Here is a 26,825-nt window from a genome sequence, read left to right as displayed (position 1 = left end):
TCCTATCGTCAGGCAGCGGCAGCGGCGGTGACCGCCGATGTGATGGCATCGTTGTCGATATCGTGCAGTCCGATGACGACGAGACGGGTCTGCCGTTCCTCGCCCGGGTTCCACGCGCGGTCGAAGTAATGCTCGATGCGCGTGCCGACGGCCTGCACCACCAGCCGCATGGGCTTGCCGGGAACATCGGCAAAGCCTTTCAGGCGCAGGATGTCGTGATCGGCAATCACGGCCTTCAGCTTCTCGACAAAGTTTTTGGGTTCGGCCACCGGACCAAGCCCGACAACAAAGCTTTCGAACTCGTCATGGTCGTGCTCTTCGCCCGCTTCATGGTCCATTTCATGGTGCGACTTGCGGTTGGCAATGTCCTCTTCGGTGCCGACGCCGAGACCGAGCAGCAGTTCATTGCTGAGCTTGCCGAAGCTGGCCGATACCATGTTGAGCGAGCGCGACGAGCGGCTCTGCACATCGCCGCGCACGCCGTCGAGCTGCTTGTCGCTGATCAGGTCGCTCTTGTTCAGCACGATCAGGTCGGCGGCACGGATCTGGTCCTCGAACAGTTCTTCAAGCGGGCTGTCATGGTCGAGCGATTCGTCCTGGATGCGCTGGGCATCGACCTTGTCGTGGTCATCGGCAAAACGGCCTTCGGACACGGCGGAAGCGTCGATCACGGTGACGACACCGTCAACCGTCACCTGCGTCTTGATCTCCGGCCAGTTGAAGGCTGCAACCAGAGGCTGCGGCAGCGCGAGGCCCGAAGTCTCGATGACGATATGATCCGGACGGTCGGGACGGTCGAGCAGCTTGGTCATGGTCGGGATGAAATCATCGGCGACGGTGCAGCAGATGCAGCCATTGTTCAGCTCGATCACATCCTCGTCCCGGCAGGCTTCGATGCCGCAGCCCTTCAGCAGGCCGCCATCGACACCGAGATCGCCGAACTCGTTGATGATGAGCGCGATGCGCTTGCCATTGGCATTTTCGAGCAGATTGCGGATCATCGTGGTTTTACCCGAACCGAGAAAACCGGTGATGACCGTTGCTGGAATCTTCTGACCCTGCATATTCCTATCCCTTCATGGTGAGCGGCAGCCCGGCTGCCACGAAATAGACTGTTGCCGCGGCCTGTGCCACGGCCTGATGGAGACGTCCGGCATGGTCGCGAAAATCGCGCGCCATGCGGTTCTCCGGTACAATGCCGAGACCCACTTCGTTCGAAACCAGAACGATCGAGCCCGGAAGTTTCGGCAGCACTTGCACGAGCTGCCGTGTCTCGGCGGTGATATCGCGCTCGGCCATCATCAGATTGGTCAGCCAGAGCGTCAGGCAATCGACGAGGATCGCTTTTCCCTCGGCAGCAACCCCCTGCAGGGTGTCCACCAGATCGAGCGGCTCTTCGATGGTGTGCCAGGATGAACCGCGCTGCGCCTTGTGCAGGTCGATGCGGACTGACATTTCCTCATCCCAGGACCTGCCGGTTGCGAGATAGACGGGGTCAAGGCCGGAAGCCATGATCAGGCCTTCGGCAAAGCTGGACTTGCCCGAGCGGGCACCGCCGAGAATGAACGTTACACCGTGATTCAGCTGGGGCATCGCCGTCACTGCAATCGCGATGATCCGTCAGGTACGATCAAGCGGAATGCGGGCGGGGAAACGAGCGCGTATACAATGCGAGCAGCCATAACAACCTCCGTGCTGGGCCTGAAGGGACACGACCCTTCGGTTCTTGGGCAGGATTGCCCCGAGCGTTTCCTGGGAAACGCTCTATGACTGGCAGGTCTCCTGGCTCGCGGGTCACAGGATGAATGCCGCCTTCCCGGTTTCCCAGTGGCTGCCTTCTGCATATGCGTCAGGCTTTGCATTGATCCTCGCCGCTCTACAGTCGCGGGGTCGGCTGCGGTGGGGTCGCCCTTGAGGGTACAACCGTCGCATTCCCTTTTGATCCCTTGGCCTTTGGCCAATATGGGAACCAATCATGGCTGGGACGTTATTCACCCCCCACGGGAAATGTCAATGGAATCTGCGCGGTTTGCTCAGGCAGCGGCACATGCGAGCAGCGCGTCCACATCCAGCACTGTTTCAAGCTCGGCGGCGATACTATCCAGCGCGGCGTCCACCCCGGCCTTGTAGTCGAATGCTTCAGCGGCAATGCCCATCGTGCCCAGCAGCGCGGCGCGAAACCGGTCCGCCCCGAAAAGCCCGTGCAGATAGGTGCCGAAAACCTTGCCGTCCGCCGATATGGCGCCGTCGTTGACGCCATTGATGCGCACGGCCGGGCGCGAACAGTCCGGGCCGGTCGTCCGGCCCAGATGAATCTCGTAGCCATCGAGCGGCAGGTCGAACGGCAGCGACTGCGCCGCCACGTTGCGCACGGTCTTTTCCGGCTCCATCACCGTGTCGATATCGAGATGCCCGAGCCCTGCCGTCTCCGTCACGCTGCCCTCGATGCCGTCGGGATCGCGAACGGTCCGGCCAAGCATCTGGAAACCGCCACATATGCCGATGATGTGGCCGCCGCGCCGCCGGTGCAGGTCGAGATCCCTGTCCCAGCCGTTCTCGCGGAAGCGCAGGAGGTCGCCGATGGTGGATTTGGACCCCGGAATGATGACCAGTCCCGCATCGGCAGGCAGCCGCTCGCCGCTGCGCACCATCACCACATCCACCTGCGGTTCGGCCATCAGCGGGTCGAAATCATCGAAATTGGCGATGCGGTCGAGCACCGGCACGGCGATCTTCAGCGCCCGGCCCTCGCCCTTCACCAGACGCTCCAGCACGACGGAATCCTCGGCCGGCAGCCGCGCCGCGTCCTTCAGCCACGGCACCACGCCGAATGACGGCCAGCCGGTGAACTGCGTTATGGCTTTCAGACCGTCATCGAACAGCGAGACGTCGCCGCGAAACTTGTTGATGATATAGCCGGCGATCATCTCGCGGTCTTCCCGCTGCAGGATCGCATGGGTGCCGACGAGCGAGGCGATCACTCCGCCGCGATCGATATCGCCAACCAGAACGACAGGCACATTGGCGCGGATGGCAAAGCCCATATTGGCGATATCGCCCGCCCGCAGGTTGATTTCGGCGGGAGACCCCGCCCCCTCGACGATGACCAGATCGGCGCCCTCACGGACAATGTCCCACGACGCCATGACCGCATCGAGCAGCTGCGCCTTGAATGTCTGGTAGTCGCGCCCCTTGGCCTGGCCCCAGACTTTGCCCTGCACGATGATCTGGCTGCCGGTCTCCGATTGCGGTTTCAAGAGCACCGGGTTCATATGTACCGAGGATGGTACGCCGCAGGCGACGGCCTGCAGCCACTGCGCCCGCCCGATCTCGCCGCCATCGTCGCTGACCGCCGCATTGTTCGACATGTTCTGCGGTTTGAACGGCCGAACCTTTAATCCGCGGTTGCGCGCAAGCCGGCAAAGTCCGGCCACCAGGACGGATTTACCAACATCTGACCCTGTTCCCTGCAACATGATTGCGTGCGTCATGGGCTTTGAGTAGCGGATATGTCTTTCTCTTCCTAGCCCCCGGCAAAACCTATCTGAATCGTTGCGCGGCCCCGCGCTTGCGATAGAGTGGAAATCAAGAGGAATACAGGGAGGTTATCATGGATGCGGTCGTTGATACGGCGTCCGGCCAGTTCGAACTCAACGAGGATCAGCTGGCGATTCAGGACATGGCGCGCGCCTTCGCGGCGGACCGCGTGGCACCGAACGCGCTGGCCTGGGACCGGGACAAGCATTTCCCCGCCGACGTGATTCGCGAGACCGGCCCGCTCGGCATGGGCGGCATCTACACCAAGGAAGAATTCGGCGGTTCGGGATTGAAACGCCTTGATGCGGTGCTGATCTTCGAAGCCCTGTCTGCCGCCTGCCCGGCCTTCTCCGCCTTCATCTCGATCCATAACATGGCGACATGGATGATCGATCTCTACGGCAATGACGAACAGCGCCAGCGCTTCGTGCCGCAGCTGACCTCGATGGAATGGCTGGCGAGCTATTGCCTGACCGAGCCCAATTCCGGCTCGGATGCCGCCGCCCTCAAGACCCGCGCGGTCCGGGACGGCGACCACTATGTCCTCAACGGCGCCAAGCAGTTCATATCAGGCGCAGGCGATACCGACCTTTACGTCACCATGGTGCGTACCGGCGAAGATGGCCCGAAGGGCATTTCGACCCTGATCATCCCGAAGGATGCGCCCGGCCTGTCCTTCGGTGCCAATGAACACAAGATGGGCTGGAATGCCCAGTCCACCCGGCAGGTGATTTTCGACAATTGCCGCGTTCCCGTGGAAAACCGCCTCGGGGCGGAAGGCGATGGCTTCAAGATCGCCATGGGCGGGCTTGATGGCGGACGCCTCAACATTGCCGCCTGCTCGCTCGGCGGTGCCCAGTCCGCCCTCGACAAGGCGGTCGGCTATGCGTCCGAGCGCAAGGCGTTCGGCAAGGCGATCAACCAGTTCCAGGCCCTTCAGTTCAAGCTGGCGGATATGGAAACGGAACTGTCCGCCGCCCGCGTCCTGCTTTACACCGCCGCGTCAAAACTCGACCGCAAGGCGCATGATGCGTCGAAATGGTCGGCCATGGCCAAGCGCTTCGTCACCGATACCGGCTTCAACGTCGCCAATGATGCGTTGCAGATTCATGGCGGCTACGGCTACCTGCACGATTACGGCGTGGAGAAGCTGGTGCGCGACCTGCGCGTCCATCAGATTCTGGAAGGCACCAATGAAATCATGCGGGTGATCATTTCCCGCTCGATGATGGGCCGCTGAACCACACCGCATCCGACACACGGGAACACTATCAGGGAGAATGCTGCGATGACGACAGTCGCTTTTATCGGTCTTGGCCATATGGGCAACCCCATGGCCGCCAATCTGGTCAAGGCAGGCCATGGGGTACTGGGTTTTGACCTCCTGCCGGACAATCTGGCAACCGCCAAAATCAATGGCGTGACCATTGCTGAGAGCGCGCTTGCCGCCGTTGCGGATGCCGATGTCGTCATCACCATGCTGCCAGCAGGCAAGCACGTCCTGTCCGTCTATGCGGAGATTGCCGGAAAAGCCAAACCGGGTGCGCTGCTCATCGATTCCTCGACCATCGATGTGGATTCCGCCCGCAAGGCGCACGGCATCGCCAAGGCCCATGGCCTGCTCTCGGTCGACGCTCCGGTCTCCGGCGGCATCGGCGGTGCGGCGGCGGGAACCCTGACGTTCATGGTGGGCGGCGCCAGCGACGCCTTTGCTGTCGCCGAGCCAATCCTGAAACCCATGGCCGGCCGCATCGTCCATTGCGGCGAGCCCGGCGCCGGTCAGGCCGCCAAGATCTGCAACAACATGATCCTCGGCATTTCCATGATCGGCGTCAGCGAAGCCTTCACGCTCGCTGAAAAACTGGGGCTGTCGCATCAGGCGCTGTTCGACGTCGCCTCGACCTCGTCGGGCCAGTGCTGGTCGCTGACCACCTATTGCCCGGTCCCCGGCCCCGTGCCGACATCGCCAGCCAACAACAGCTACAAGCCGGGCTTTGCCGCCGCCCTGATGCTGAAGGATCTGAAGCTGTCACAGGAAGCCGCCAAAAGTGTCGGTGCCGCGACACCGCTCGGGCAGCACGCGGAAGAAATCTATGCGGCCTTCGGCGCCGCCGGGAACGAAGGTTCTGACTTCTCCGGCATCATCAATTATCTGCGCGAGGCCACGCGTGAAGGCTGACCGCGCCGGGAAAAGCCGGGAAATTTTCAAAATTTAGATTTGCTTAAGGTCTCGCTAACCTCGCGGTAACGATGTCCGGTTAAAACTTTGCATGGAGCGGACAAGACCCTGCTCCATGCTCCGGATCAGGTACTGCGTACCGGAGCTGTAATTTCTGCCAGCGTATCGTACGGCAGAAAGCCATGCGTCACTTGGCAAAAAACCGCACTGTTCCTCACGGACAGGGCGGTTTTTGACTTGGGTCTTCATCAGAGAACAGCACAAAGAAAAACCGCCGCCCCGACAGGACAGCGGTTTCCGGAATAGTCCGATGCGTGGACGATCAGCCGGCCGAACGGGTCCAGATGAACGAAACCGCCGACGCGATGCCGCTCTTGGCATTGCCGGATGGCGCATTGCGCTTTTCCGTGGCATTCCAGGCAATGTGGACGCGATTGTTGCGATTGAAGATGTAAAGCATTTGGGCACCTGAGGGTAAAAACATTTGTTGCCGCTCAAATGCGCTTTTTGCCTAAAGTTTGATCACGTTTTTTCGCCATGGCGTGTCGCATTTACAGCAACGACCCGTGCAAATTTGCATGGCAGCCATGCTGAAACCGCATCCCTGTTGCCGCAATTGCTGGTGTTCTCACGGAAACACCAGCAAAATCAACGATGGCGCGGATAGAAAAGCCGAAAACCTGCCTTAATTCAGCCTGTGCCGCTCAAACGCTTGTAATTGGCCCGCAGTGTTTTGCGGCCTGGCCGGAGCGCCGCCTGTGTCGCTTTATCGACGGTGGCCTTGGCGATGGCGGCGGGCGACTTGCCGCTCCACACATCCAGCCAGAAGGTCGCTGCCGAATTGATCACCGACAGCTGCGCCGCGACGACACCGTCCGTCACCGCCGCCATTTTTTCGGACACGGCCCGGGTGGATTCCGGCTTGGAAGACGTCTCTGTCATCCCCTCCAGCATCATCATCGGCAGGCGCATGGCGATGACCATGGATGCCATCTGCATGTCGTGAACGGGTGTACGGCGCTTCGTCGGAGATTTCATGCTTTGGACCCTTTTGGTTTGAACGCGGCATCGACCGGTGGTTTTAAACCATTGGCGAGCCGATTGGTTTCATTGGCCATGCCGACAACCGCAAGAAGTTCCATCAGCTGCGGATCCGTCATGCCCTTGGCGCGGGCGGAGGCCGTGTGCGACCAGCTGCAATAGTCGCAATTGTTGGTGGCGGAAACGGCGATATAGATCATCTCCTTGACCAGCGGATCGAGCGCACCGGGCGCCATGACTTCCTTCAGGCTCTCCCACGTGCGCTTGAGCAGTTTCGGGTCATTGGCCAGCACCTTCCAGAAATTGTTGATCCAGTCCGTCCCGCGCGTGTGCATGATGTCGTCATAGACCGCCCGCACGGCGGCATCGGCCTGTTCATACTCGATCATCGGAACAATGGTTGGGTCGGTCATCGTGCTTTCCCGTGCGTTGGAGCCTGGCAAACAGCCATCCGGAAACGCCGGATGGCGGGCGGTTGAAACCCAGATTGCGGCGGAAAACCGGGGAAAGTCCATTGGAATTCCTTCACGGGAAAATCCGGCGCTTAGAGCCAGTAAAACCGGGAAAAACCGCACCGCAGTGAATGAATTAATGAAGAAAAATCGCCTAAAGCATTGATCTTTCATCATCCGGCTTGTTACACTACCCCCATGAACATTGTGACATTCGGCTTCACAATAGGTTTTCCCGCGTCGTTATATCGACAGGTGCTGTCGCGATATACCTCATTAATTCAATGAAACCATTGCATTCTGATGCGATAAGGATGCCAAATGGCACATAAGCGAACGACTGGGTAAGGCAGTACCAAGTTAAGATTCGTACCGGGTGAACTGTCAAAACGAGTGGGAGACAAAACTGATGAAGAAGCTGCTTGCTTCAACTTTACTGGCCGCAGGGCTTTTCGGCTTTGCCGGAGCTGCTTCGGCGGCGGGGTGCGGGTCCGTCACCATCGCCAACATGAACTGGCAGTCAGCGGAAGCGCTGGCTAATCTCGACAAGCTTATACTCAGTGTAGGCTATGGCTGCGATGCCGAACTGGTCGCAGGCGATACGGTTCCAACCTTCACGTCGATGATCGAAAAGGGACAGCCTGATATCGCGCCGGAAGGCTGGCTCAACGCCGTCAAGGAACCGCTGGACAAGGCGGTCAAGGAAGGCAAGCTGGTCTATGCAGCGCCTGCCATCACCGAAGGCGGTACGGAAAGCTGGTGGGTACCCAAATACTTTGCCGATGCGCATCCGGATATCAAGACGATCGCCGATGCCATGAAGCACCCCGAACTCTTCCCTTCGCCGGAAGACCCCAAGAAGGGCGCCGTGTTCAACTGCCCGTCGGGCTGGGCGTGCCAGATCACCACCGGCAATTTCTTCAAGGCCTATGAAGCCGAGAAACACGGCTTTACCCTCGTCGATACGGGATCGGCCGCAGGTCTCGATGGCTCGATTGCCAAGGCCTATGAGCGCAAGGAAGCCTGGCTCGGTTATTACTGGGGTCCGACGGCCATTCTCGGCAAGTACCCCATGGTCAAGCTCGACAATGGCGTGCCGTGGGAAGAAAAGGAATGGAAGCGCTGCAACGTCGTTGCCGATTGCCCCGATCCGAAGCCGAACGGCTGGCCGAAGGCGGACATCTACACGATCGTCACCAAGAAATTTGCTGACGCAGCGGGTCCGGCCTTCGAGTACCTGAAGAAGCGCCAGATTTCCAACGAGGAAGCCAACAAGCTCCTCGCCTGGATGGTCGACAATCAGGCGACCGGCGAAGACGGTGCCAAGTATTACCTGAAGAACAACGAAGCCACGTGGTCGAAGTGGGTTTCTCCGGAAGCCGCTGAAAAGATCAAGGCCGCGGTCAAGTAACCGATGGATGCGGCGGAGATCTTCTCCGCCGCATCGCACCATCCCGAATGGGCCGAACGTTGCCGCGTCCGGTCGCGATGGTCATTTGATGACCCACAAAGAAGGGGACGCACCATATGGATTGGTTCTACTCATTCCCGAAAATGAATGACGAGACACTCCGCAATTTGAAAAAAACCATGGATGAGGGCTTCAAGGCCTTCACCCGCAGTTACGGCGATGTGATCGAGTCATTTTTCCAGCCGCTGCAATACTTCCTGATCCAGGCCGAAAAATTCATGACGACGACGCCCTGGCCGATCATGGTCCTGCTGATCGCCGGCATTGCCTGGCTCGCCAGCCGCAACTGGAAGATCGTGGCCGGAACGGTCATCACCCTGCTCCTGATCGGCTATTTCGACATGTGGAGCGATGCGATGAAGACCATCGCGATGATTTTCGTCGGCACCGTCGTTTCGGTCGTCGTCGGCATTCCCATCGGCATCATCATGGCCCGTTCCGACGGTTTCCAGCGCATCGTCAACCCCATCCTTGACGTCATGCAGACCATGCCGAGCTTCGTCTACCTCATTCCGGTGGTCATGCTGCTCGGCATCGGCAAGGTGCCCGGCCTCATCGCCGTGGTGATCTACGCCATTCCGCCGATGATCCGCCTGACCAATCTCGGCATCCGGCTCGTCGACAAGGATGTGCTCGAGGCGGCCGATGCCTTCGGCTCATCGAGCTGGCAACGCCTGAAGAACGTGCAGATCCCCCTCGCCCTGCCCACCATCATGGCCGGTATCAACCAGACGATCATGATGGCGCTCGCCATGGTGGTCATCGCCTCGATGATCGGCGTCCAGGGCCTCGGCCAGCCGGTTCTGCGTTCGGTCAACGGCCAGTTCTTCTCGCTCGGACTTTTCAACGGTCTTGCCATTGTCGGCATTGCCATCATTTTTGACCGCGTCAGCCAGGCCTATGGCATGCGCCTTCAAAAGCACCAGGAGGTGGTTCATGGCTGATCGTTCCGTTCAGGGCGCCGGTATCCAGATCAAGAATCTCTACAAGATTTTCGGCCAGAAACCGGGAGCTTACGTCGATGCCGTCAAGAAAGGCATGACCAAGACCGAGCTCAACGAAAAATACAACCACGTGCTCGGCCTGCGCGATATCAATATCGATATGCCCGCCGGCTGCATCCAGGTGGTCATGGGCCTCTCGGGTTCGGGCAAATCGACGCTGATCCGCCATATCAACCGGCTGATCGATCCGACGGTCGGCGAGGTCATCATCGGCAACGCCGATGTGTGCAAGATGAACCAGAACGACCTTCGCGAGTTTCGCCGCCACAAGACAGCGATGGTTTTCCAGAAGTTTGCGCTGCTTCCCCACCGCACGGTGCTCGACAACACGGTCTATGGCCTGGAAATCCAGGGCCTGAGCCGGGCAAAGCAGGAAGAACAGGCCCGCCGCTGGATCGAGCGCGTCGGCCTGAAAGGCTTTGAGGAGAATTATCCCAATCAGCTTTCGGGCGGCATGCAGCAGCGTGTGGGTCTTGCCCGTGCGCTGACCAATGACGCACCGATCCTGCTCATGGACGAAGCCTTTTCCGCTCTGGATCCGCTCATCCGCATGGACATGCAGTCCGTGCTGCTCGACCTGCAGAAGGAAATCAAGAAGACCGTGGTGTTCATCACCCACGATCTCGACGAAGCACTGCGGCTCGGCGACCGGATCGCCATCCTGCGCGATGGCGAGGTGGTCCAGCAGGGCACGGGACAGGATATCGTGCTGAAACCGGCCGACGAATACATCTCGAGCTTCGTCAAGGAAGTGAACCGCGGCCGGGTGATCATGGTCGACACCATCTCGACCAAGGGCGACGGTTCGACCAATGCGGGCGGCGTGACGGTTATGACCGGGACGATCCTCGAGGAAGCGGCCAAGACCATGACCGACGCCAACCAGCAGCACGCAACGGTTGTTGATGAGGCCGGCAAGCCGCTCGGCGTCATCAGCATGAACAACCTGATCCAGGCGATGGTCACACCCATCAGCCATCTGACCCATCAGGCGGCGGAGTAGGCTGGCGGGTAGGTTTTGCCCTCTTGTTCCAGAAGTGGCTGCAGGAATAGTCGTGCGTGGTTCGACAGGCTCACCATGAGGGAATCCAGTGCTCTGCAAAATGCAACCTGCCTCATGGTGAGCCTGTCGAACCACGCACCGCAGTTTTGCCGCCCCAAATAAAAACCACGCCAACTTATCCACCACTTCCCAACCCACGTTATTCTCATCCCTGTCCTTTCCGGCGGGAATGCTTCCGGAAACTTTCGAAAGTCGGGAAAGGATCGGCGCTTCGGCTTCACGAGGGAAAAACCTGTGCGGCCGGGGAGGTTTGGCTCAATGGATGCGCATTGGGTGAGGCCTGAAAACGCCGGGGCGGGTGGTCCCCAGGATCGCAAGCATTGCATACCACATACCCCAAGACCCGCGTTCCAGGGACCGCCCGTCTTTCCCACCTTTCAACAGCCAGACGCGATTGCGGGCGTGGCAAGGGAGAAGAGCGTTGCAGAACAATCCTGCGTGGTTCGACAGGCTCACCATGAGGAAAGTTGAGGATTGCAAGGAGCACTATTCTCGCAACTTTTGCGATTGGCATGCAGCCAACCCACCGCACTCATGGTGAGCCTGTCGAACCACGCACCACGCACTGTAAACCACGCAACCCGCCCATTTCACCCCTCCACCACCCATGTCGCTTCCCTTGCGCTCGGCGTCGCTCAGGCCGCGCACGATTGCCCCGTCTCTGGCGATAGTGGCACCATCGCAAGTGAAGGGCATGAGCTATGAGTGAACCGGCAGCAGACATCGAAATCCCCGCAACGGCACGCGATCATGGCCGGCGTGGCGGACGCTCCCGCCCCCGCAGCGTTGAGAGCGGCGCTTTCGACCAGCCGCCGTTCCGGCAGCTGAAAATCCCGTTCACGCCGACCAAGATCATCTCCGACGACGAGCTGGAATCGATCCACAATGCCTCGCTGCGCGTCCTGCAGGAGATCGGCGTCGACGTGCTGCATGACGGTGCGCGCGAGATCATGAAGACGGCAGGCGCCGATGTGCGCCCCGGCTCGCAGCGCGTGCATTTCGACAAGGACATGATTCTTGAATATGTCGGCTATGCGCCGTCGGAATTCACCCTGCATGCCCGCAATCCCGCGCACAATGTGCGCTTCGGCGGCAACAACCTGATTTTCGCGCAGATGGGTTCGGCGCCCAATTGCTCCGACACGGACAATGGCCGCCGCTCCGGCAACCAGGCGGATTTCCGCAACTTCGTCAAACTGGCGCAGATGCACAACATCATCAACACCACGGGCGGTTATCCCGTCGAGCCGATCGACATCCATCCCTCGGTGCGCCACCTCGAATGCATCCGCGATCTCGCGACTCTGTCCGACAAGGCCTTCCACATCTATTCGCTCGGCAAGGAGCGCAATCTGGATGGCATCGAGATCGCCCGTCTTGCCCGCGGCATCAGCCAGGAGCAGCTGCAGAACGAGGCCTCCTGCTACACCATCATCAACACCAATTCGCCGCTGAAGCTCGACGTGCCGATGATGGAGGGCATCATCCATATGTCGGGCAACGGCCAGATCGTCATCGTCACGCCGTTCACGCTGGCGGGCGCCATGGCGCCGGTGACCATTGCCGGGGCGCTGGTGCAGCAGAATGCCGAAGCGCTCGCCGGCATCTCCTTCACCCAGATGGTCAGGAAGGGTGCGCCGGTCGGCTATGGCGGCTTCACCTCCAATGTCGACATGAAATCCGGGGCACCCGCCTTCGGCACGCCGGAATACATGAAGGCGCAGATGGTCGGCGGCCAGCTTGCCCGCCGCTACAAGATCCCCTACCGCACCTCCAATGTCTGCGCCGCCAATACGGTCGATGCGCAGGCGGCCTACGAATCCGTCTTCTCGCTGTGGGGCGCGATCCAGGGCGGCGGCAATTTCATGCTGCATTCCGCCGGCTGGCTGGAGGGTGGCCTCTGCTGCTCCTACGAAAAGATGATCCTCGATTTCGACCTGCTGCAGATGGTAGCGGAATTTTTGACCCCGCTCGACCTGTCGGACGACGCGCTCGGCATCGAAGCCATGCGCGATGTCGGACCGGGCGGCCATTTCTTCGGCACCGCCCACACCCAATCGCGCTACAAGACGGCCTTCTACGCCCCGATCATTTCCGACTGGCGCAATTACGAGACGTGGCAGGAGGCGGGTTCACCCACGGCCATCGAACGCGCCAACCGGGTCTGGAAGGAGCGGCTGGCCACCTATGAGAAGCCAGCCATCGACCCGGCCATCGAAGAAGAGATCAATGCCTTCGTTGCCCGGCGCAAGGCCGAGGGCGGCGCGCCGACCGACTTCTGACCGCCGCACCGGAATCAAACGCACAACACGTTGAATCACATTTCCATACAAGAGGCATAAGTGAATGAAATCGCACGTTAAAGCAGTAGTCATTGGCGGCGGCGTAGTCGGATGTTCGGTCCTTTACCATCTCGCCCGCGCCGGCTGGACCGATGTCCTGCTGATCGAACGCTCGGAGCTGACATCGGGATCGTCCTGGCACGCGGCGGGCGGTTTCCACACGCTGAACGGCGATCCGAACGTCGCCAAGCTGCAGGCCTATACGGTCAGCCTCTACAAGGAAATCGAGGAACTCTCCGGCCAGTCCTGCGGCCTGCACCTGACCGGCGGCGTGATGATGGCCGACAGTCCAGAGCGCATGGACTTCCTGCGCCTTGCCCATGCGCGGGGCCGCTATCTCGGCATGGATACGGAGCTGATCACCCCTTCCGAAGCCAAGGCCATGTTCCCGCTGATGGACGAAACCAATTTCGTCGGCGCCATGTGGGACCCGGTCGAAGGCCACCTCGATCCATCCGGCACCACCCACGCCTATGCCAAGGCCGCCCGCAAGCTGGGTGCTGAAATCTCCCTGCGCAACCGCGTCGTCGAACTGACGCAGGAGGTCGACGGCACCTGGAACGTCGTCACCGAACAGGGAACAGTGAAGGCCGAACATGTGGTCAATTGCGGCGGCCTGTGGGCGCGCGAAGTCGGGCGCATGGTCGGCCTCGAACTGCCGGTTCTGGCGATGGAGCACATGTATCTCCTCACGGAAGACGTTCCGGAAGTGATGGAGTTCAACCAGTCGACCGGACGCGAGCTGATCGGCGTCATGGATTTCAAGGGCGAGATCTACACGCGGCAGGAACGCAACGGCATCCTGCTCGGCACCTATGAGAAGGCGGCCAAGCCGTGGTCGCCGGTCAACACGCCGTGGGATTTCGGCCATGAACTGCTGGCTCCGGATATCGACCGTATCGCCCCTTCCCTCGAAGTCGGTTTCAAGCATTTCCCTGGCATCGAAAAGGCCGGCATCAAGCAGATCATCAACGGCCCCTTCACCTTCGCGCCGGATGGCAATCCGCTCGTCGGCCCCGTCCCCGGCCTGACCAATTACTGGACCGCCTGCGCCGTCATGGCCGGGTTCAGCCAGGGCGGCGGCGTCGGCCTTGCCCTTTCCAACTGGATGGTGCACGGCGAACCCGGCTTCGACGTCTGGGGCATGGATGTCGCGCGCTTCGGCGAATGGGCCACGCTGCGCTATACCAACGCAAAAGTGCGTGAAAACTATTCGCGCCGCTTCTCCATCCGCTTCCCCAACGAGGAACTGCCCGCCGCACGGCCGCAGCAGACCACGCCGCTCTATGACACAATGCTGGCCCAGAACGCCGTCATGGGCGATTCCTGGGGTCTTGAAACCCCGCTCTGGTTCGCACCCAAGGGCACCGAAGCCAAAGATATCGTCTCCTATCACCGCTCCAACGATTTCGAGCATATCGGCAATGAGGTCCGCGCCACGCGTGAGCGGGTCGGCGTCACCGAAATCGCCAACTTCGCCAAATACGAAGTCACCGGCAGCGGTGCGGAAGCCTTCCTGTCGCGCCTGATGACCAACACGATGCCGAAAGCCGGGCGTCTGGTCCTCACCCCCATGCTGAACGAGAAGGGCAAGCTGATCGGCGATTTCACCATCGCCAAGGCAGCCGAAGACCGTTTCCTCATCTGGGGTTCGTCCGCCGCCCAGCGCTATCACATGCGCTGGTTCCAGCGGCACCAGCCGAAAGACGGGTCGGTGCATATCCACCGCTTCGACCAGACGCTGGTCGGCCTGTCCATCGCCGGACCGAAAGCACGTGACCTTCTCGCCAAACTCGTCGACGAGGACGTGTCGAACGCTGCCTTCCGGTTCATGGATTTCCGCGAAATGGCCGTCGGCGGTGCGCCCTGCAAGGTCAACCGCATTTCCTATACCGGCGATCTCGGCTACGAAATCTGGATGGAGCCGGCCTATCAGCGGCTGGTCTATACCGCCATCAAGGCTGCGGGCGAAGAATTCGGCATCGTCGATTTCGGCATGCGTGCGCTGCTCTCCATGCGGCTTGAGAAGAATTTCCCGACCTGGTTCCGCGAACTGCGCCCGATCTACGGCGTTTATGAAGGCTCGATGGATCGTTTTATCAAGCTTGGCAAAAACGACTTCATCGGCCGCGAGGCGGCAGCGCAGGAAAAGGCCGAATTCGATGCCGGGACCAGCAGGAAGCTGCGGCGCGTCTCGCTGATCATCGACGTGCCGCATGGCAATGGCGCTGCCGATGTCATGGGCGACGAGCCGATCTGGGCCAGGGTCAACAAGGATTACGGCGTCGTCGAGGCCGGGCATGGCATCGGCGCACCGCGCTTCAACGATGCGGGCGCGGTCGTGTCCTTCGAGGGCGACAAGGGTGCGGTGCAGGGTGAATGGCGCGTGGTCGGCTGGGTCACGTCGGGTGGCTATGCCCATCATGTCGGCCATTCCATGGCGCAGGGCTATGTGCCCGCCGAGCTTGCCGACAACGAGAATGCCGGGCTGTTCGAGGTCGAGATTTTGGGTCTTCGCCGCGCCGCCCGCATCAACATCGAGCCGCCCTTCGATCCATCCGGTGCCAAAATGCGCGGGTGATCGGATCGCTGGAGAATGTGTGGTGCGTGGTTCGACAAGCTCACCATGAGGGAGGTTGAGGATTGCAGCCCACCCAGTTCCCTCATGGTGAGCTTGTCGAACCACGCACGATAGACATGCAATGTGGATCTAAACAGCCACACCCTCAAACGCCGAGACAAAGGGCAGGCCCTTGCGCCTGCCCGTCCAGCCCACGACGATGAGAGCACTGGCGGCCTCATGGTGACGCTGGGCGAGCGCCCACGATTTGCAGTCGATCGCTGCGACGTCGGCCCGGCCTGACGCCACCGCCCCGATGGACAGGCGGTGGCCGCCGGTCTCGACAAGCCGCGCGAACAGGTTGAACCCCTCGCCCCGCAGCGCCAGGTCGCGCTCGATGGCGAGATAGCCCGACATGGAATCAGGGCTGTTGAAGGCAAGACGCTTGCCGCGCAGGCGATCCACCGGCAGGATGGGTTCGCCGCCGCGCGGTGCCGGAACCGCCAGCCCTTCGCCCCGGCGCATGACAAGCGCGCTGGAATAAAGCGCCTCGTCGCCGCCCGCCACGCCGGAATAGTCGTCCTGCCCCGCCACATGCACATGGGCGGCAAGGCCGAGTTCCATCGGTCCCCAGCACGTCTGGGCGAGCAGGAGCGCCGGATGGCGCCACAGCGTCGGCAGATCGAGTTCATCGGGCGGCAGCGTCGCGGGATCGGGCGCAATCACCGCGCCCGAGGCATCGCGGATACCGCCGGGAACGGGCGGCAGGTCGCCATTGCGCCGCGTCAGGTAATCCGGTGCGTCAAAACCTTTGGCCCGCAGCCTGTCGCGCAGGACAAGCCACTGCGCATCCACTTCGGCGCGGCGTTCCGGCCAATCATACATCGGCAAAGCTGCAATAGGGATCATGCGGAAATGTTACTCTGTCGGAGGCTCGGCGGGAATAGGCACGCTGGTGCCGCCCTGCAGGGAAATGCCGTGGCGGCGCGGATGGAAAGCCCGGGCCGTTGCCGGTTCGCGGCGCAGCACCGGGTGCGCAACCTCCTCCTTGCTGCGGAAGGCATAGGCGCGCAGGATCTCGAAATAGTTGCGGAAGACGTAGCCGCCATTCATGGCTTTCCACTCTTCACGCTGCTCGCTGTAGAGCTTCGGCAGCTTATACCACGGAACGGTCGGCCGCTTGTGATGGACGAAATGCAGGTTGTTGTTGAGGAACAGCAGCGCCAGCGGCGATTTCTCGACAATGATCGTGCGGCCATCCGGACGCTCGGACCATTGATGCTCGCAATAGGTGCGGATGGCGATGATCGACAACCCCGCATAGGCCGATGTCACGGCATAGAGCCAGAGCGGAATGCCGAACGCCAGCAACAGCGCAACCAGAACGGCCAGCCCGGCGGCGTGCGACAACCATGCATTGCGGACCTTGCGGTCGCCGCCCGAAATCAGCCTGGCCTCGCTGATAAGAAAGCCGATCACCATGAGGACCGGCCCGATGACAACCCGGCCAATGAGCGTATTGTTCCAGCGCAGCAGGGTTTTCAGAGCACCCGGCAGTTTATCCCAGTCGCCCAGCGCCCGGTAATAGCTCTCCGGATCGTCATAGGGATCGGTCAGCCGTTCATCCGCATGGTGCTTCAGGTGCAGATGCTTGTAGCGGCGATAGGGATAGAACAGGCCGAGCGGCAGGGAGACGAGAAGCTCGTTCAGCCAACCGCTGCGTGTGGGATGTCCGTGCAGGGCTTCGTGCTGCAGCGAGGAGTGAAACGCCACCGCCACCGCCATCAGCGCCAGGGCCGCGAACGGCATGGCGGGATAGAGGTATGCTCCGGCTACGAACCACAGTCCGTAGCAGACGAGCATCAAGCCAATGGTTGGCCATTCGATGCCGGGGTGTTTGCGTTCCCGGACGGTTTTGTCAGTTGGTTCTGCTGTATGTGCTTCTGATTCCATGATTTTCATGGTCTCACTGTCCAAAACTGTCAGCAATGATATTATTGTGAGAAACCGTTGATTTTGCGCACCAAATCTTGCATTTGTTGTACTCAGTAAACAAAGAGGCCGAAAAATGGACAAACGCGATCTGTCGCGCCTGTTTCAGGAGCGGATCAGGAGCCTGCTCAACCGCAGCGGCGACAACCAGTCGTCCTTCGCAGCGGCGGTCGGCATCGACCGCTCCGCCCTCTCCCAGCTCCTGTCCGGCCAGTCCACCCGCCTGCCGCGCGTGGAAACGCTGCTCAACATTGCCGAACGTTATGCCGTTTCGCTGGACTGGCTGCTGGGCCTCAGCCAGGACGAGGGCATCATCGGCGAACTGCGCGCCAGCATGGAGATCGAAGAGGGTGTCGACGGCTTTGAGCGGACACTGCTGGTGCGCTGGCATGCGGAGGCCTCGGGCAGCAAGATCCGCTACGTCCCGGCCCGCATTCCCGATCTTCTGCGCACCCAGGCGGTGATCGCCTACGAGACATCGCTGGTGCACCGCGACCCCGTCACCCAGATCGCCGAAACCGCGTTCCGGCTGGACTACAACCGCCAGCCCGGCACGGACATGGAAGTGTGCATGCCCTACCAGACCCTGCGCGATTTCGCCAAGGGCGGCGGCATCTGGGGCGACCTGTCCCGCGATATCCGGGAAGAACAGCTGCAACGGATGAGCGTGCTGATCGACGAGCTCTACCCGTCCTTCCGGCTCTATCTGTTCGACGGGCGCGAGCGCTTCTCGGTGCCCTATACGGTCTTCGGCCCCTACCGCGCCGCGATCTTCGTCGGCGAGATGTATCTTGTCCTCAACACCACGGAAGCGGTCCTGACCATGCAGCGGCATTTCGACGGGCTGATCCGTGTGGCAAAGATCAACGCGCACGAGGTCGCCGCCTATATTTCCACGCTCAAGGCCGAATGATGCGGCAGCACTTGTCGCAAATGAAGATTGACCACATATAAAGACTTCCTTATATCGTTATCTAAATAGCACCATAGGAACGCGCCATGACCACAGCCAATCCGCTTGCCGAACTTCTTGCTGAAAAAGGTGTCCTTTTGGCTGATGGCGCGACGGGCACGAACCTGTTCGCATCGGGTCTTGAGGCTGGTGAAGCCCCGGAACTGTGGAATGAAGCCCAGCCGGAAAAGATTCTTGCCCTGCATCAGGGCTTTGTCGATGCCGGCGCTGACATCATCCTCACCAATTCCTTCGGCGGCACGCGGCATCGCCTGAAACTGCATCACGCGCAGGATCGTGTGTTCGAGCTGAACAAAAAGGCCGCTGAACTCGCGCGCGCCATCGCCGACAAGGCCGGGCGCAAGGTGATCGTCGCCGGATCGGTCGGGCCGACGGGCGAACTGCTGGTGCCGCTTGGCGCACTGACCGAAGAGGACGCCGTTGCCGCCTTCACCGAACAGCTGGAAGGCCTGAAGGCCGGCGGCGTCGATGTGGCCTGGATCGAAACCATGTCCGCGCCCGGTGAAATCCGTGCCGCTGCCGAAGCGGCCGTCAAGGTCGGCCTGCCCTATGTCTATACCGGCTCGTTCGATACGGCGGGGAAGACCATGATGGGCCTGCCGCCGAAGGATATTCACGCCGTCGTCGATGGACTTGCCGCGCGCCCTGTCGCCGTCGGCGCCAATTGCGGTGTCGGCGCCTCGGATATTCTTGCGTCGCTACTCGACATGTCGGAGGCCGATCCGCAGGCCACCATCGTCATCAAGGGCAATTGCGGCATTCCGGAATTCCGCGGCGCGGAGATTTTCTATTCCGGCACGCCGGAGCTCATGGCCAATTATGCCCATATGGCAATTGACGGCGGCGCAAAAATCATCGGCGGCTGCTGCGGCACCTCGTTCGTGCATCTGGCCGCCATGCGCAAGGCGCTCGACAACCATGTCAGCGGCATCAGGCCGACGGTAGAGACCATCATCGAAACCATCGGGCCGATGCGCAACAAGCTGTCCGCCCATGCCGATGACCTGCCCAAGCGCGAGCGCCGCGGCCGCCGGGGCTGAAATCGCGCCATTTGAGGCAATGTCGTGGTGCGTGGTTCGACAAGCTCACCATGAGGGGAGTGGTTTGGTCGCAATGCCAATCGCAAGCGTTGCACAATATGGCTCCCTGCAATCCTCACCTCCCCTCATGGTGAGCTTGTCGAACCACGCACGGTGATCCTGCAATCCTTCGAGACAAAAATGGCCGGGAAATCCCGGCCATTTGCTTTTCAACAATGCAACAAACCTATTTCTTAGCTTCCAGCGCATCGGCCAGCCGCACCAGCGACAGGAACTCGCTGCGATAGCCGAAGGCGTCATCGCCGCGCGATCCCGCGCCGAGCCTGGCGATATCGGCATAGCTGTAGCTCGCCAGGCTGTCCGTCCCGCGCAGCTTCTGACCGAAGGCGGCAACAGCCGTGGAGAACCGCACATCGTCCGATGCGGCTGCCGAAACCTCATTGGCCTTGGTCACGGGCGTCGTGATCAGCTTGCTGACGTCCCCGTTCGGCAGCTTGTAGCGGATCTTGAAGAAGGCATATTCGTCCGATCCCGCTTTCGCATCGGCAGCCGCTGCATTCGGCTTGGCGTAGCGCAGGTCGTCGGTCAGCACTGCCGGACTGTTCTTCGGCGTGATCTCGTAGATGGCCGTCACCGTATGCCCCGAGCCGATTTCACCGGCATCGATGCGGTCATTGTTGAAATCCTCGCGCTTGAGAGCACGGGTTTCATAGCCGATCAGCCGGTATTCCGCGACGGTCGCCGGATTGAACTCGACCTGGATTTTCACATCCTTGGCAATCGGAAACAGCGTCGAGGTTGCTTCCTGCACCAGCGTCTTCTCCGCTTCGGCCAGCGTATCGATATAGGCGGCAGTACCGTTGCCGTTCTGCGCCAGGACCTGCATCATCCGGTCGTTGTAATTGCCCTCGCCGAACCCGAAGACCGACAGGAACACGCCGGATTTGCGCTCGTCCTCGATCAGTGTCTTCAGTTCATCGTCGCTGGACTGGCCGACGTTGAAATCGCCATCGGTGGCCAGCATCACGCGGTTGACGCTGTCCTTGACGAAATTGGCCTTGGCGAGGCGATAAGCCTCCTTGATACCCGCTTCGCCCGCCGTCGATCCGCCCGCCTCCAGCCGGTTCAATGCATCAAAGATTTTTGCCTTGTCCTTTACCTCCGTCGGTTCCAGCACGGTCCCGGCATTGCCCGCATAGGTGACGATGGACACCTTGTCCTTGGGATCGAGCTTGCCCACCAGCATGTGGAAGGCGGATTTCAGCAGCGGCAGCTTGTCCGGCTCATCCATCGATCCCGAGACATCGATCAGGAACACCAGGTTGGCGCGCGGCTTTTCCGCCGGGACGACATCATAGCCCTTGATGCCGATATGCATCAGCTTGGTGTTCTGGTTCCACGGCGTCGGCGTCACGGTGATCGTGGTGTTGAACGGCGTCTCGCGGCTCTGCGGCCCTTTCCAGTCATAGGGGAAATAATTGATCATCTCCTCGACGCGCACGCTGTCGGGATCGGGCAAGGCGCCGTCCTTCAGCGCGCGGCGCACCATGGCGTAGGATGCCGTGTCCACGTCGATCGAAAATGTCGATACCGGATCATCGGCCACGCGCTTGACCGGATTGGCGTCGAACCGCTGGACCCGGTCGCCCGAGGGTTGTAGCGGGGCAATGCTGTCCTGCGCCATTTCCACGGCGGGCGCGGGCATGGGCACCATCGCCACCGGCTTTTCGGCGGCCGGACTTGCCTGCCCCACGGTTTTCGAACTGCTGAGTGCCTCGATCTGCCTGGCAAGCGGCGCCTGCTTGACGGCTGGCTGGCTTCGCGCCGCCGGCTCGACCATTGGCAGGGGTTGCGGCTGCACGGGTTTCGGCTCGTCGACCTGCGGCGGCTGCGCCTCTATCGTGACGGGAGCCTGCTGATCCCCCGCCAGCATGCGCGGGTCGTGCATCATGGTCCAGGAGACATAACCCGCGACCGGCAGGATCAGCAGGCCGCCGAGGGCCGATGTCGTCAGCAGCAATTTCTTTTCCATCGTTTCACTCCACAATTGGGTTGCGATGGAACTGAGACGCCGGACGAATCCGCTTCCTTGGGTCTGCACTGCGGTTTTCTTTGCATCGGCATTGTCGAACGCCTGCATGGCCGCCTGCAGGGCGGCGCGCCTGGCCGCATCGGATGGCGTTGGCGGCGTCATGCGGCCGAGCTGGTTCAGGTCCTGATCGTCGGTCATGTCAAAAGCCCTCCGGCGCGCGCAGGATGCGCTTCAGCCGTTTCTTGGCATCGTGGATGTGCCACGAAACCGTGGCTTCGGCGCAATCGAGCACTTCGGCTGCGTGCGCATGATTCAAGCCCTCCCCATAGACCAGCAGGACGGCATCCGCGGTCTTGTCAGGCAATGTCTTGACCGCCGCCCACAGGGCGGTGACGTCATCATCCCCGGCATCGGGAGGCGGAGCGTCACTCAGCAATTCGCGGTGATAGGCCTCGGCCTTGCGCTTCTCGCGCGCATGGCGGCGCAGGTGATCACGCGCGGCATTCAGCGTCATCCGGTAGAGCCAGGTGCGCAAGTGCCCCTCGCCGCGCCATTGCCGGATGGCGCTGCCGAGCTTGATGCAGACATCCTGCGCAATATCCTCCGCATCGTTGCGGTTGCCCGACCAGCGCCAGGCGATGCGGTGGATGAAATCGTAGTTCTGCTCGATCAGGAGCCCGAATGCGCTGCGGTTCCCTGCCCGCGCCTGCGCCACAAGGGTTGAACTATCCGCCGTGTCATCCGTCAAACCGGAAATATCCAAAATGCCTGTCACCCTGTTCATCGCAGCTTTGACGATGCGACGGCGTCAATCCTTGGGTGAAAAAATGCAATCAATCAAAATATTTTTTGGCTGACGTTAGGCCGCTGCAAATGCCGCCATGTGAAAGCGCTGCTGGTCCGCCGTATAGGCGTGTGCACGGCCCACGGGACAGGCCAGCCGGGCAAGACACCCGCCGTCCATGCAAAGCGCGCCTTCCGGGACTGCCAGATGACTGCGGCAGCGGTCCACGGCGAAGCGCGCACCGTCGAAAGCATCGACCGGACAGGCATGCAGGCAGGGCTTTTCGATGCAGGTATCGCAGGGATGGTTGTTCAACGGGACAGCGGGAAAACCGATTGCCCTGTCAAATAGCAGCGCCCCGCGAAACGCTTGCCAGAGCCCATATCCGGGATGGATCAGCAGCCCCAGCGGCGAAGCAGACAGACCTTCCGCCCGCTTCGCCCATTGCTGGAAGGGCAGATAAGGCCTGTCCGACGGAAACACCGCCTGCCCGTCCAGTTCGACCGCAACATGCGTCAGCACCGCCTTGGACCATGCATCCAGCGGAGCGGGCTGATCGCCGTGCGACTGCCGCCACCGTGTAAAATGCGGCCAGATCGATGAGCCGAAATGGCCGATGAGCACCACACTGCGCGCTGCAGCGCCGTGGTGCAGGCCGGGCGCTGCCTCATCGGGTCCAAACACGAAACCGCCGCGCGGAACGAGACCATGCGGTTCCAGCGCGGCGGTGATCTGGTCAAGGAACGGATCGGCAAAGATCATCCGGGGCCCGGACCTTTGACAGCAGAGGCCCAGACTTCCTGATGGATCAGATTGGCCACTTTAGCCCGGCCGTCCTCGGGCTTCTTTCAGGTGAATGCGTCGGGCATCGACGCCTTCTTCTTGGCGATGAATTCCTTCAGCGATTCGTCGATGGCCGGATCGAGATACGGCGCCTCGTAGCTTTCAAGCCAGCGCCGTGCCAGCTCGTTGCCGCGCTGGTCGGCACGTTTTTCGCCTTCGGCCAGCCACTGCTCGTAGGAATTGTTGTCGGCAATGTTCGAGCGGTAGAACGCCGTCTGGAAATTCGCCTGCGTGTGGTCGCAGCCGAGATAATGGCTGCCCGGGCCCACCTGGCGGATCGCGTCCATGGCCTGGCCGTTCTCCGAGAGGTCGACGCCTTCGGCGAATTTCTGCGCCATGCCGAGCTGATCGATGTCCATCATGAACTTTTCATAGGAGGACACGAGACCGCCTTCGAGCCAGCCGGCCGAATGCAGCACGAAATTCGTCCCGGCCAGCAGTGTCGAGTTCAGCGTATTGGCGCTTTCATAGGCCGCCTGCGCATCGGAAACCTTCGAGGCGCAAAGCGAACCGCCGGTGCGGAACGGCAGTCCGAGACGCCGTGCCAGCTGTGCCGCGCCGTAGGAGACGAGCGAGGGTTCCGGCGTGCCGAATGTCGGCGCGCCCGACTGCATCGAGATCGACGAGGCAAAGGTGCCGAAAATTACCGGAGCGCCGGGACGGATGAGCTGGGTGAAGGACGCACCGGCCAGCACCTCCGCCAGAACCTGCGTCAGCGTGCCGGCGACGGTCACCGGGCTCATCGCACCGGCGAGAATGAACGGCGTGACGATGCAGGCCTGGTTGTTGCGGGCATAGACCTTCAGCGCACCGACCATCGTCTCGTCGAAGACCATCGGCGAGTTCGCATTGATCAGGCTGGTCAGGACCGTGTTCTGGTCGAGATAGTCCTCGCCGAACACCAGCTTGCACATGGCAATCGTGTCTTCCGCGCGCTCGGGCGCGGTGACCGAACCCATGAACGGCTTGTCGGAATATTTGATGTGCGCATAGATCATGTCGAGATGGCGCTTGTTGACGGGCACATCCACCGGCTCGCACACGGTTCCGCCGGAATGGTGGATCGACGGCGCCATATAGGCGAGCTTCACGAAATTGTTGAAGTCCTCGATGGTCGCGTAGCGGCGGTTGCCGTCGAGATCGCGCACGAAGGGCGGACCGTAGACCGGTGCGAACACCGTGGCCTTGCCGCCGATCTGTACGGACCGTTCGGGATTGCGCGCATACTGCGTGTAGACCGAAGGCGCGGTTTTCAAAAGCGACCGGGGAAGCCCCTTGGGGAAATGCACCCGCTCGCCTTTGACATCGGCACCGGCTTCGCGCCAGAGCTGCAGGGCTTCCGCATCGTCGCGGAACTCGATGCCGACTTCTTCAAGCACGGTATCGGCATTGGCTTCGATCAGCGCCAGCCCTTCCTCATCCAGCACTTCATATTCGCGAATCTTGCGCGTGATAAAGGTGAGCGACTTGCCCGGGCCGCCGCCGGAACGGGCGGCACGGCGTGCAGCAGCGCCTGCACCGGCACCGCGCCCGCGGCGTCCGCCGCTTTCTGCAGTGTCCACGGGTGCGTCGGCTGGCGTTTCCTGATTCATTTTCTCTCTCCAGGCGCTTGATGCGCGGATTGGTTCTTCGGTCATGACCTCAACACCCAAATCCTACCCGCGACACATATCGGGGCGTTCCCGTGTGCGTCAAACAATGGCGCATGGAAGACAAACAGACAGTCGTTTTCGTCATTTACGAGGTCGCATTTAAGCAATGCGTTTTCAGCAACTTGCCCGATATGTTAAGGGAATGCCAGTACCGGTACAAAGCTGTGCATAACGCTTGAGAGGAAGAACACCCATGGCCGACGATGAAATCATTCTTTCGGAGCTTTCGGACGACGAACTCGTCGAACAAATGCACGACGATCTGTACGACGGATTGAAGGAAGAAATCGAGGAAGGCACCAATATCCTGCTCGAGCGCGGCTGGGTCCCCTACAGGGTTTTGACCGAAGCGCTCGTCGAAGGCATGCGCATCGTCGGCGAGGATTTCCGCGACGGCATCCTCTTCGTGCCGGAAGTCCTGTTGTCGGCCAATGCGATGAAAGCCGGCATGTTCATCCTGCGCCCTCTCCTTGCCGCCACCGGCGCGCCGAAACAGGGCAAGCTCGTCATCGGCACCGTCAAAGGCGACATCCACGACATCGGCAAGAATCTCGTCGGCATGATGATGGAAGGCGCGGGCTTCGACGTCATTGACCTTGGCATCAACAACCCGGTCGAGAACTATCTCGCCGCCATCGAAGAGCACAAGCCAGACATTCTCGGCATGTCCGCCCTGCTGACGACGACGATGCCCTACATGAAGGTCGTCATCGACACGATGAAGGAAAAGGGCATTCGCGACGATTACGTCGTGCTGGTCGGCGGTGCTCCGCTCAACGAGGAATTCGGCAAGGCCGTCGGTGCCGACGCCTATTGCCGCGATGCGGCCGTCGCGGTGGAAACCGCCAAGGACTACATGAAGCGCAAGCACAATCAGATGTCCGGCGCCTGAACCGGAACAAAACGGCCGCATCCAAATGCGGCCGTTTTTCAAACATAATATGGGTTTGCTGAAATCGGCCTTCTCAGACCTGGGGATCAGTTGGCAGCTTTTACAACCCTGTGACCAGCGGACTGGGTCGCATTCACGGTATTGGCTGTATCTGCACCCATGCCGCGGATGGTGTTGGCGCAGCCGGCAAGAGCGACGACAGCAAGAACAGCGGCAATTGGTACAACGCGTGATAGTTTCATGGACAGGGTCTCCCGTTCTGATAGAATTTAATCAACGTTCGCATAACGCGATGGAGCGAAATCAGTTCCATGAATATAAGCCGGAACTCGAATAATACGCCGGAAAAGGTCCGGGTGATCGCCTGTGGCATGATTGCCCGCGAAATACTGGCCATCCGCGAGCAATTCGGCCTCGATCATATCGAACTGAAGTGCCTGCCCGCCGTTTATCACCATTACCCCCAGAAAATCGCCCCATCGGTTGACCGGGCCATTGTACGGGCCAAGGCTGAAGGCATCAAGCGCATCTTCGTCGGCTATGCCGATTGCGGCACCGGCGGCCTGCTCGATCAGGTCTGCGCGAAGCATGGCGTGGAGCGAATCGAAGGGCCGCATTGCTTCTCGTTCTATGTCGGCAACGACGCCTTTGCCTCCCGATGGGAGGACGACATGACGTCGTTTTTCATGACCGACTTCCTCGCCCGGCATTTCCAGGCCTTCATGGTCAAGCCGCTTGGCCTCGACCGGCATCCGGAACTGCGCGACATGTATTTCGGCAATTACACCAAGATGATCTACCTCGCCCAGACCGACGACCCCAAACTCGATGCCAATGCGGAACGGGCGGCGGAATTTCTCGGCCTCGCCTATGAGCGGCGCTTTACCGCCTTTGGCGATCTGGTCCCCGCCCTGACACGGGCGGCGGCACCCGCCGCGCCTTGACGCTTTCCTTTCTGTCCCCAAATC

24 protein-coding genes and 1 riboswitch are annotated in these 26,825 nt (G+C 60.9%); of the genes, 11 read left to right on the top strand and 13 right to left on the bottom strand.

From position 1 onward, the window contains the following. Positions 1-8 precede the first annotated feature (8 nt). The 3 genes from cobW to ACZ25R_RS09485 form a co-directional block, all read right to left on the bottom strand. On the bottom strand, positions 9-1,064 hold the full coding sequence (gene cobW / locus ACZ25R_RS09495) for a cobalamin biosynthesis protein CobW (protein ID WP_472460816.1): 1,056 nt from the start codon (positions 1,062-1,064) through the stop codon (positions 9-11). Between the two features lie 4 nt (positions 1,065-1,068). Then, complete coding sequence (gene cobU / locus ACZ25R_RS09490) at positions 1,069-1,593, bottom strand: bifunctional adenosylcobinamide kinase/adenosylcobinamide-phosphate guanylyltransferase (RefSeq protein WP_472460815.1); 525 nt, start codon at positions 1,591-1,593, stop codon at positions 1,069-1,071. Between the two features lie 162 nt (positions 1,594-1,755). After that, a riboswitch (cobalamin riboswitch) is annotated at positions 1,756-1,989 on the bottom strand. A 44-nt stretch (positions 1,990-2,033) separates the two neighbouring features. Continuing rightward, positions 2,034-3,491 carry a cobyric acid synthase gene (locus tag ACZ25R_RS09485; protein WP_472460814.1) on the bottom strand — a complete coding sequence of 486 codons (1,458 nt, stop codon included), beginning with the start codon at positions 3,489-3,491 and terminating at the stop codon, positions 2,034-2,036. A 119-nt stretch (positions 3,492-3,610) separates the two neighbouring features. On the opposite strand from ACZ25R_RS09485, the gene ACZ25R_RS09480 reads away from it, so the two are divergent. Together ACZ25R_RS09480 and mmsB are read left to right on the top strand one after the other, a co-directional pair. Then, positions 3,611-4,777, top strand: coding sequence for an isobutyryl-CoA dehydrogenase (locus ACZ25R_RS09480; protein WP_346307453.1), 1,167 nt, complete (start codon positions 3,611-3,613; stop codon positions 4,775-4,777). Positions 4,778-4,825: 48 nt separating this feature from the next. Next, positions 4,826-5,716, top strand: coding sequence for a 3-hydroxyisobutyrate dehydrogenase (mmsB, locus tag ACZ25R_RS09475; RefSeq protein WP_472460813.1), 891 nt, complete (start codon positions 4,826-4,828; stop codon positions 5,714-5,716). A 322-nt stretch (positions 5,717-6,038) separates the two neighbouring features. On the opposite strand, the gene ACZ25R_RS09470 is transcribed toward mmsB, so the two are convergent. The 3 genes from ACZ25R_RS09470 to ACZ25R_RS09460 all read right to left on the bottom strand — a co-directional run bounded on the left by ACZ25R_RS09470 (position 6,039) and on the right by ACZ25R_RS09460 (position 7,170). Further along, positions 6,039-6,176 (bottom strand): hypothetical protein, encoded by a 138-nt coding sequence (locus ACZ25R_RS09470; RefSeq protein WP_464661153.1) that lies wholly within the window; start codon positions 6,174-6,176, stop codon positions 6,039-6,041. 230 nt (positions 6,177-6,406) lie between these two features. After that, positions 6,407-6,754: a hypothetical protein gene (locus ACZ25R_RS09465; protein ID WP_472460812.1), complete on the bottom strand. Its 348-nt coding sequence runs from the start codon at positions 6,752-6,754 to the stop codon at positions 6,407-6,409. Then, positions 6,751-7,170 (bottom strand): carboxymuconolactone decarboxylase family protein, encoded by a 420-nt coding sequence (locus ACZ25R_RS09460; protein WP_464661157.1) that lies wholly within the window; start codon positions 7,168-7,170, stop codon positions 6,751-6,753. The genes ACZ25R_RS09465 and ACZ25R_RS09460 overlap by 4 nt, the downstream gene beginning before the upstream one ends. Positions 7,171-7,618: 448 nt before the next feature. Between ACZ25R_RS09460 and ACZ25R_RS09455 the strand changes: the two genes are divergently transcribed. The 5 genes from ACZ25R_RS09455 to ACZ25R_RS09435 all read left to right on the top strand — a co-directional run bounded on the left by ACZ25R_RS09455 (position 7,619) and on the right by ACZ25R_RS09435 (position 15,670). Next, complete coding sequence (locus tag ACZ25R_RS09455) at positions 7,619-8,620, top strand: ABC transporter substrate-binding protein (RefSeq protein ID WP_464661158.1); 1,002 nt, start codon at positions 7,619-7,621, stop codon at positions 8,618-8,620. Positions 8,621-8,736: 116 nt separating this feature from the next. Next, on the top strand, positions 8,737-9,624 hold the full coding sequence (locus ACZ25R_RS09450) for an ABC transporter permease (RefSeq protein WP_223612836.1): 888 nt from the start codon (positions 8,737-8,739) through the stop codon (positions 9,622-9,624). Beyond that, positions 9,617-10,687: a quaternary amine ABC transporter ATP-binding protein gene (locus tag ACZ25R_RS09445; protein WP_472460811.1), complete on the top strand. Its 1,071-nt coding sequence runs from the start codon at positions 9,617-9,619 to the stop codon at positions 10,685-10,687. The genes ACZ25R_RS09450 and ACZ25R_RS09445 overlap by 8 nt, the downstream gene beginning before the upstream one ends. 761 nt (positions 10,688-11,448) lie before the next feature. Continuing rightward, on the top strand, positions 11,449-13,029 hold the full coding sequence (locus ACZ25R_RS09440; protein WP_464661161.1) for a trimethylamine methyltransferase family protein: 1,581 nt from the start codon (positions 11,449-11,451) through the stop codon (positions 13,027-13,029). Between the two features lie 64 nt (positions 13,030-13,093). Beyond that, positions 13,094-15,670, top strand: a complete 2,577-nt coding sequence (locus ACZ25R_RS09435) for a GcvT family protein (RefSeq protein ID WP_472460810.1) — start codon at positions 13,094-13,096, stop codon at positions 15,668-15,670. A 129-nt stretch (positions 15,671-15,799) separates the two neighbouring features. Here ACZ25R_RS09435 and ACZ25R_RS09430 read toward each other — a convergent pair whose 3' ends face one another. Continuing rightward, positions 15,800-16,558 (bottom strand): phosphate/phosphite/phosphonate ABC transporter substrate-binding protein, encoded by a 759-nt coding sequence (locus tag ACZ25R_RS09430; RefSeq protein ID WP_472460809.1) that lies wholly within the window; start codon positions 16,556-16,558, stop codon positions 15,800-15,802. A gap of 9 nt (positions 16,559-16,567) precedes the next feature. Further along, the gene (locus ACZ25R_RS09425; RefSeq protein WP_472460808.1) at positions 16,568-17,602 is read right to left on the bottom strand and encodes a fatty acid desaturase; all 1,035 of its coding nucleotides are present in this window, start codon (positions 17,600-17,602) and stop codon (positions 16,568-16,570) included. Positions 17,603-17,717: 115 nt separating this feature from the next. Here ACZ25R_RS09425 and ACZ25R_RS09420 point away from each other — a divergent pair, with 115 nt between their 5' ends. Beyond that, positions 17,718-18,554, top strand: coding sequence for a helix-turn-helix domain-containing protein (locus tag ACZ25R_RS09420; RefSeq protein WP_464661166.1), 837 nt, complete (start codon positions 17,718-17,720; stop codon positions 18,552-18,554). An 86-nt stretch (positions 18,555-18,640) separates the two neighbouring features. After that, entirely contained in the window at positions 18,641-19,654 is a 1,014-nt protein-coding gene (bmt, locus tag ACZ25R_RS09415) for a betaine--homocysteine S-methyltransferase (RefSeq protein WP_472460807.1), read from the top strand. A 226-nt stretch (positions 19,655-19,880) separates the two neighbouring features. On the opposite strand, the gene ACZ25R_RS09410 is transcribed toward bmt, so the two are convergent. The 4 genes from ACZ25R_RS09410 to ACZ25R_RS09395 form a co-directional block, all read right to left on the bottom strand. Continuing rightward, positions 19,881-21,884, bottom strand: coding sequence for a vWA domain-containing protein (locus tag ACZ25R_RS09410; protein WP_472460806.1), 2,004 nt, complete (start codon positions 21,882-21,884; stop codon positions 19,881-19,883). A 1-nt stretch (position 21,885) separates the two neighbouring features. After that, positions 21,886-22,461, bottom strand: a complete 576-nt coding sequence (locus ACZ25R_RS09405; protein WP_472460805.1) for an RNA polymerase sigma factor — start codon at positions 22,459-22,461, stop codon at positions 21,886-21,888. 84 nt (positions 22,462-22,545) lie between these two features. Then, positions 22,546-23,232 carry a hypothetical protein gene (locus ACZ25R_RS09400; protein ID WP_472460804.1) on the bottom strand — a complete coding sequence of 229 codons (687 nt, stop codon included), beginning with the start codon at positions 23,230-23,232 and terminating at the stop codon, positions 22,546-22,548. An 86-nt stretch (positions 23,233-23,318) separates the two neighbouring features. Then, positions 23,319-24,905, bottom strand: coding sequence for a trimethylamine methyltransferase family protein (locus tag ACZ25R_RS09395; RefSeq protein WP_346306714.1), 1,587 nt, complete (start codon positions 24,903-24,905; stop codon positions 23,319-23,321). 253 nt (positions 24,906-25,158) lie between these two features. On the opposite strand from ACZ25R_RS09395, the gene ACZ25R_RS09390 reads away from it, so the two are divergent. Further along, positions 25,159-25,857 carry a corrinoid protein gene (locus ACZ25R_RS09390; protein WP_091877729.1) on the top strand — a complete coding sequence of 233 codons (699 nt, stop codon included), beginning with the start codon at positions 25,159-25,161 and terminating at the stop codon, positions 25,855-25,857. Positions 25,858-25,943: 86 nt separating this feature from the next. On the opposite strand, the gene ACZ25R_RS09385 is transcribed toward ACZ25R_RS09390, so the two are convergent. After that, entirely contained in the window at positions 25,944-26,099 is a 156-nt protein-coding gene (locus tag ACZ25R_RS09385; RefSeq protein WP_223612824.1) for an entericidin domain-containing protein, read from the bottom strand. 69 nt (positions 26,100-26,168) lie between these two features. Here ACZ25R_RS09385 and ACZ25R_RS09380 point away from each other — a divergent pair, with 69 nt between their 5' ends. Continuing rightward, the gene (locus ACZ25R_RS09380) at positions 26,169-26,801 is read left to right on the top strand and encodes a DUF1638 domain-containing protein (protein WP_472460803.1); all 633 of its coding nucleotides are present in this window, start codon (positions 26,169-26,171) and stop codon (positions 26,799-26,801) included. The last annotated feature ends 24 nt before the right edge of the window (positions 26,802-26,825 follow it).

The organism is Phyllobacterium sp. RCAM01083, from assembly GCF_055685835.1.
This window is presented reverse-complemented; position numbering and strand designations above follow the sequence as displayed.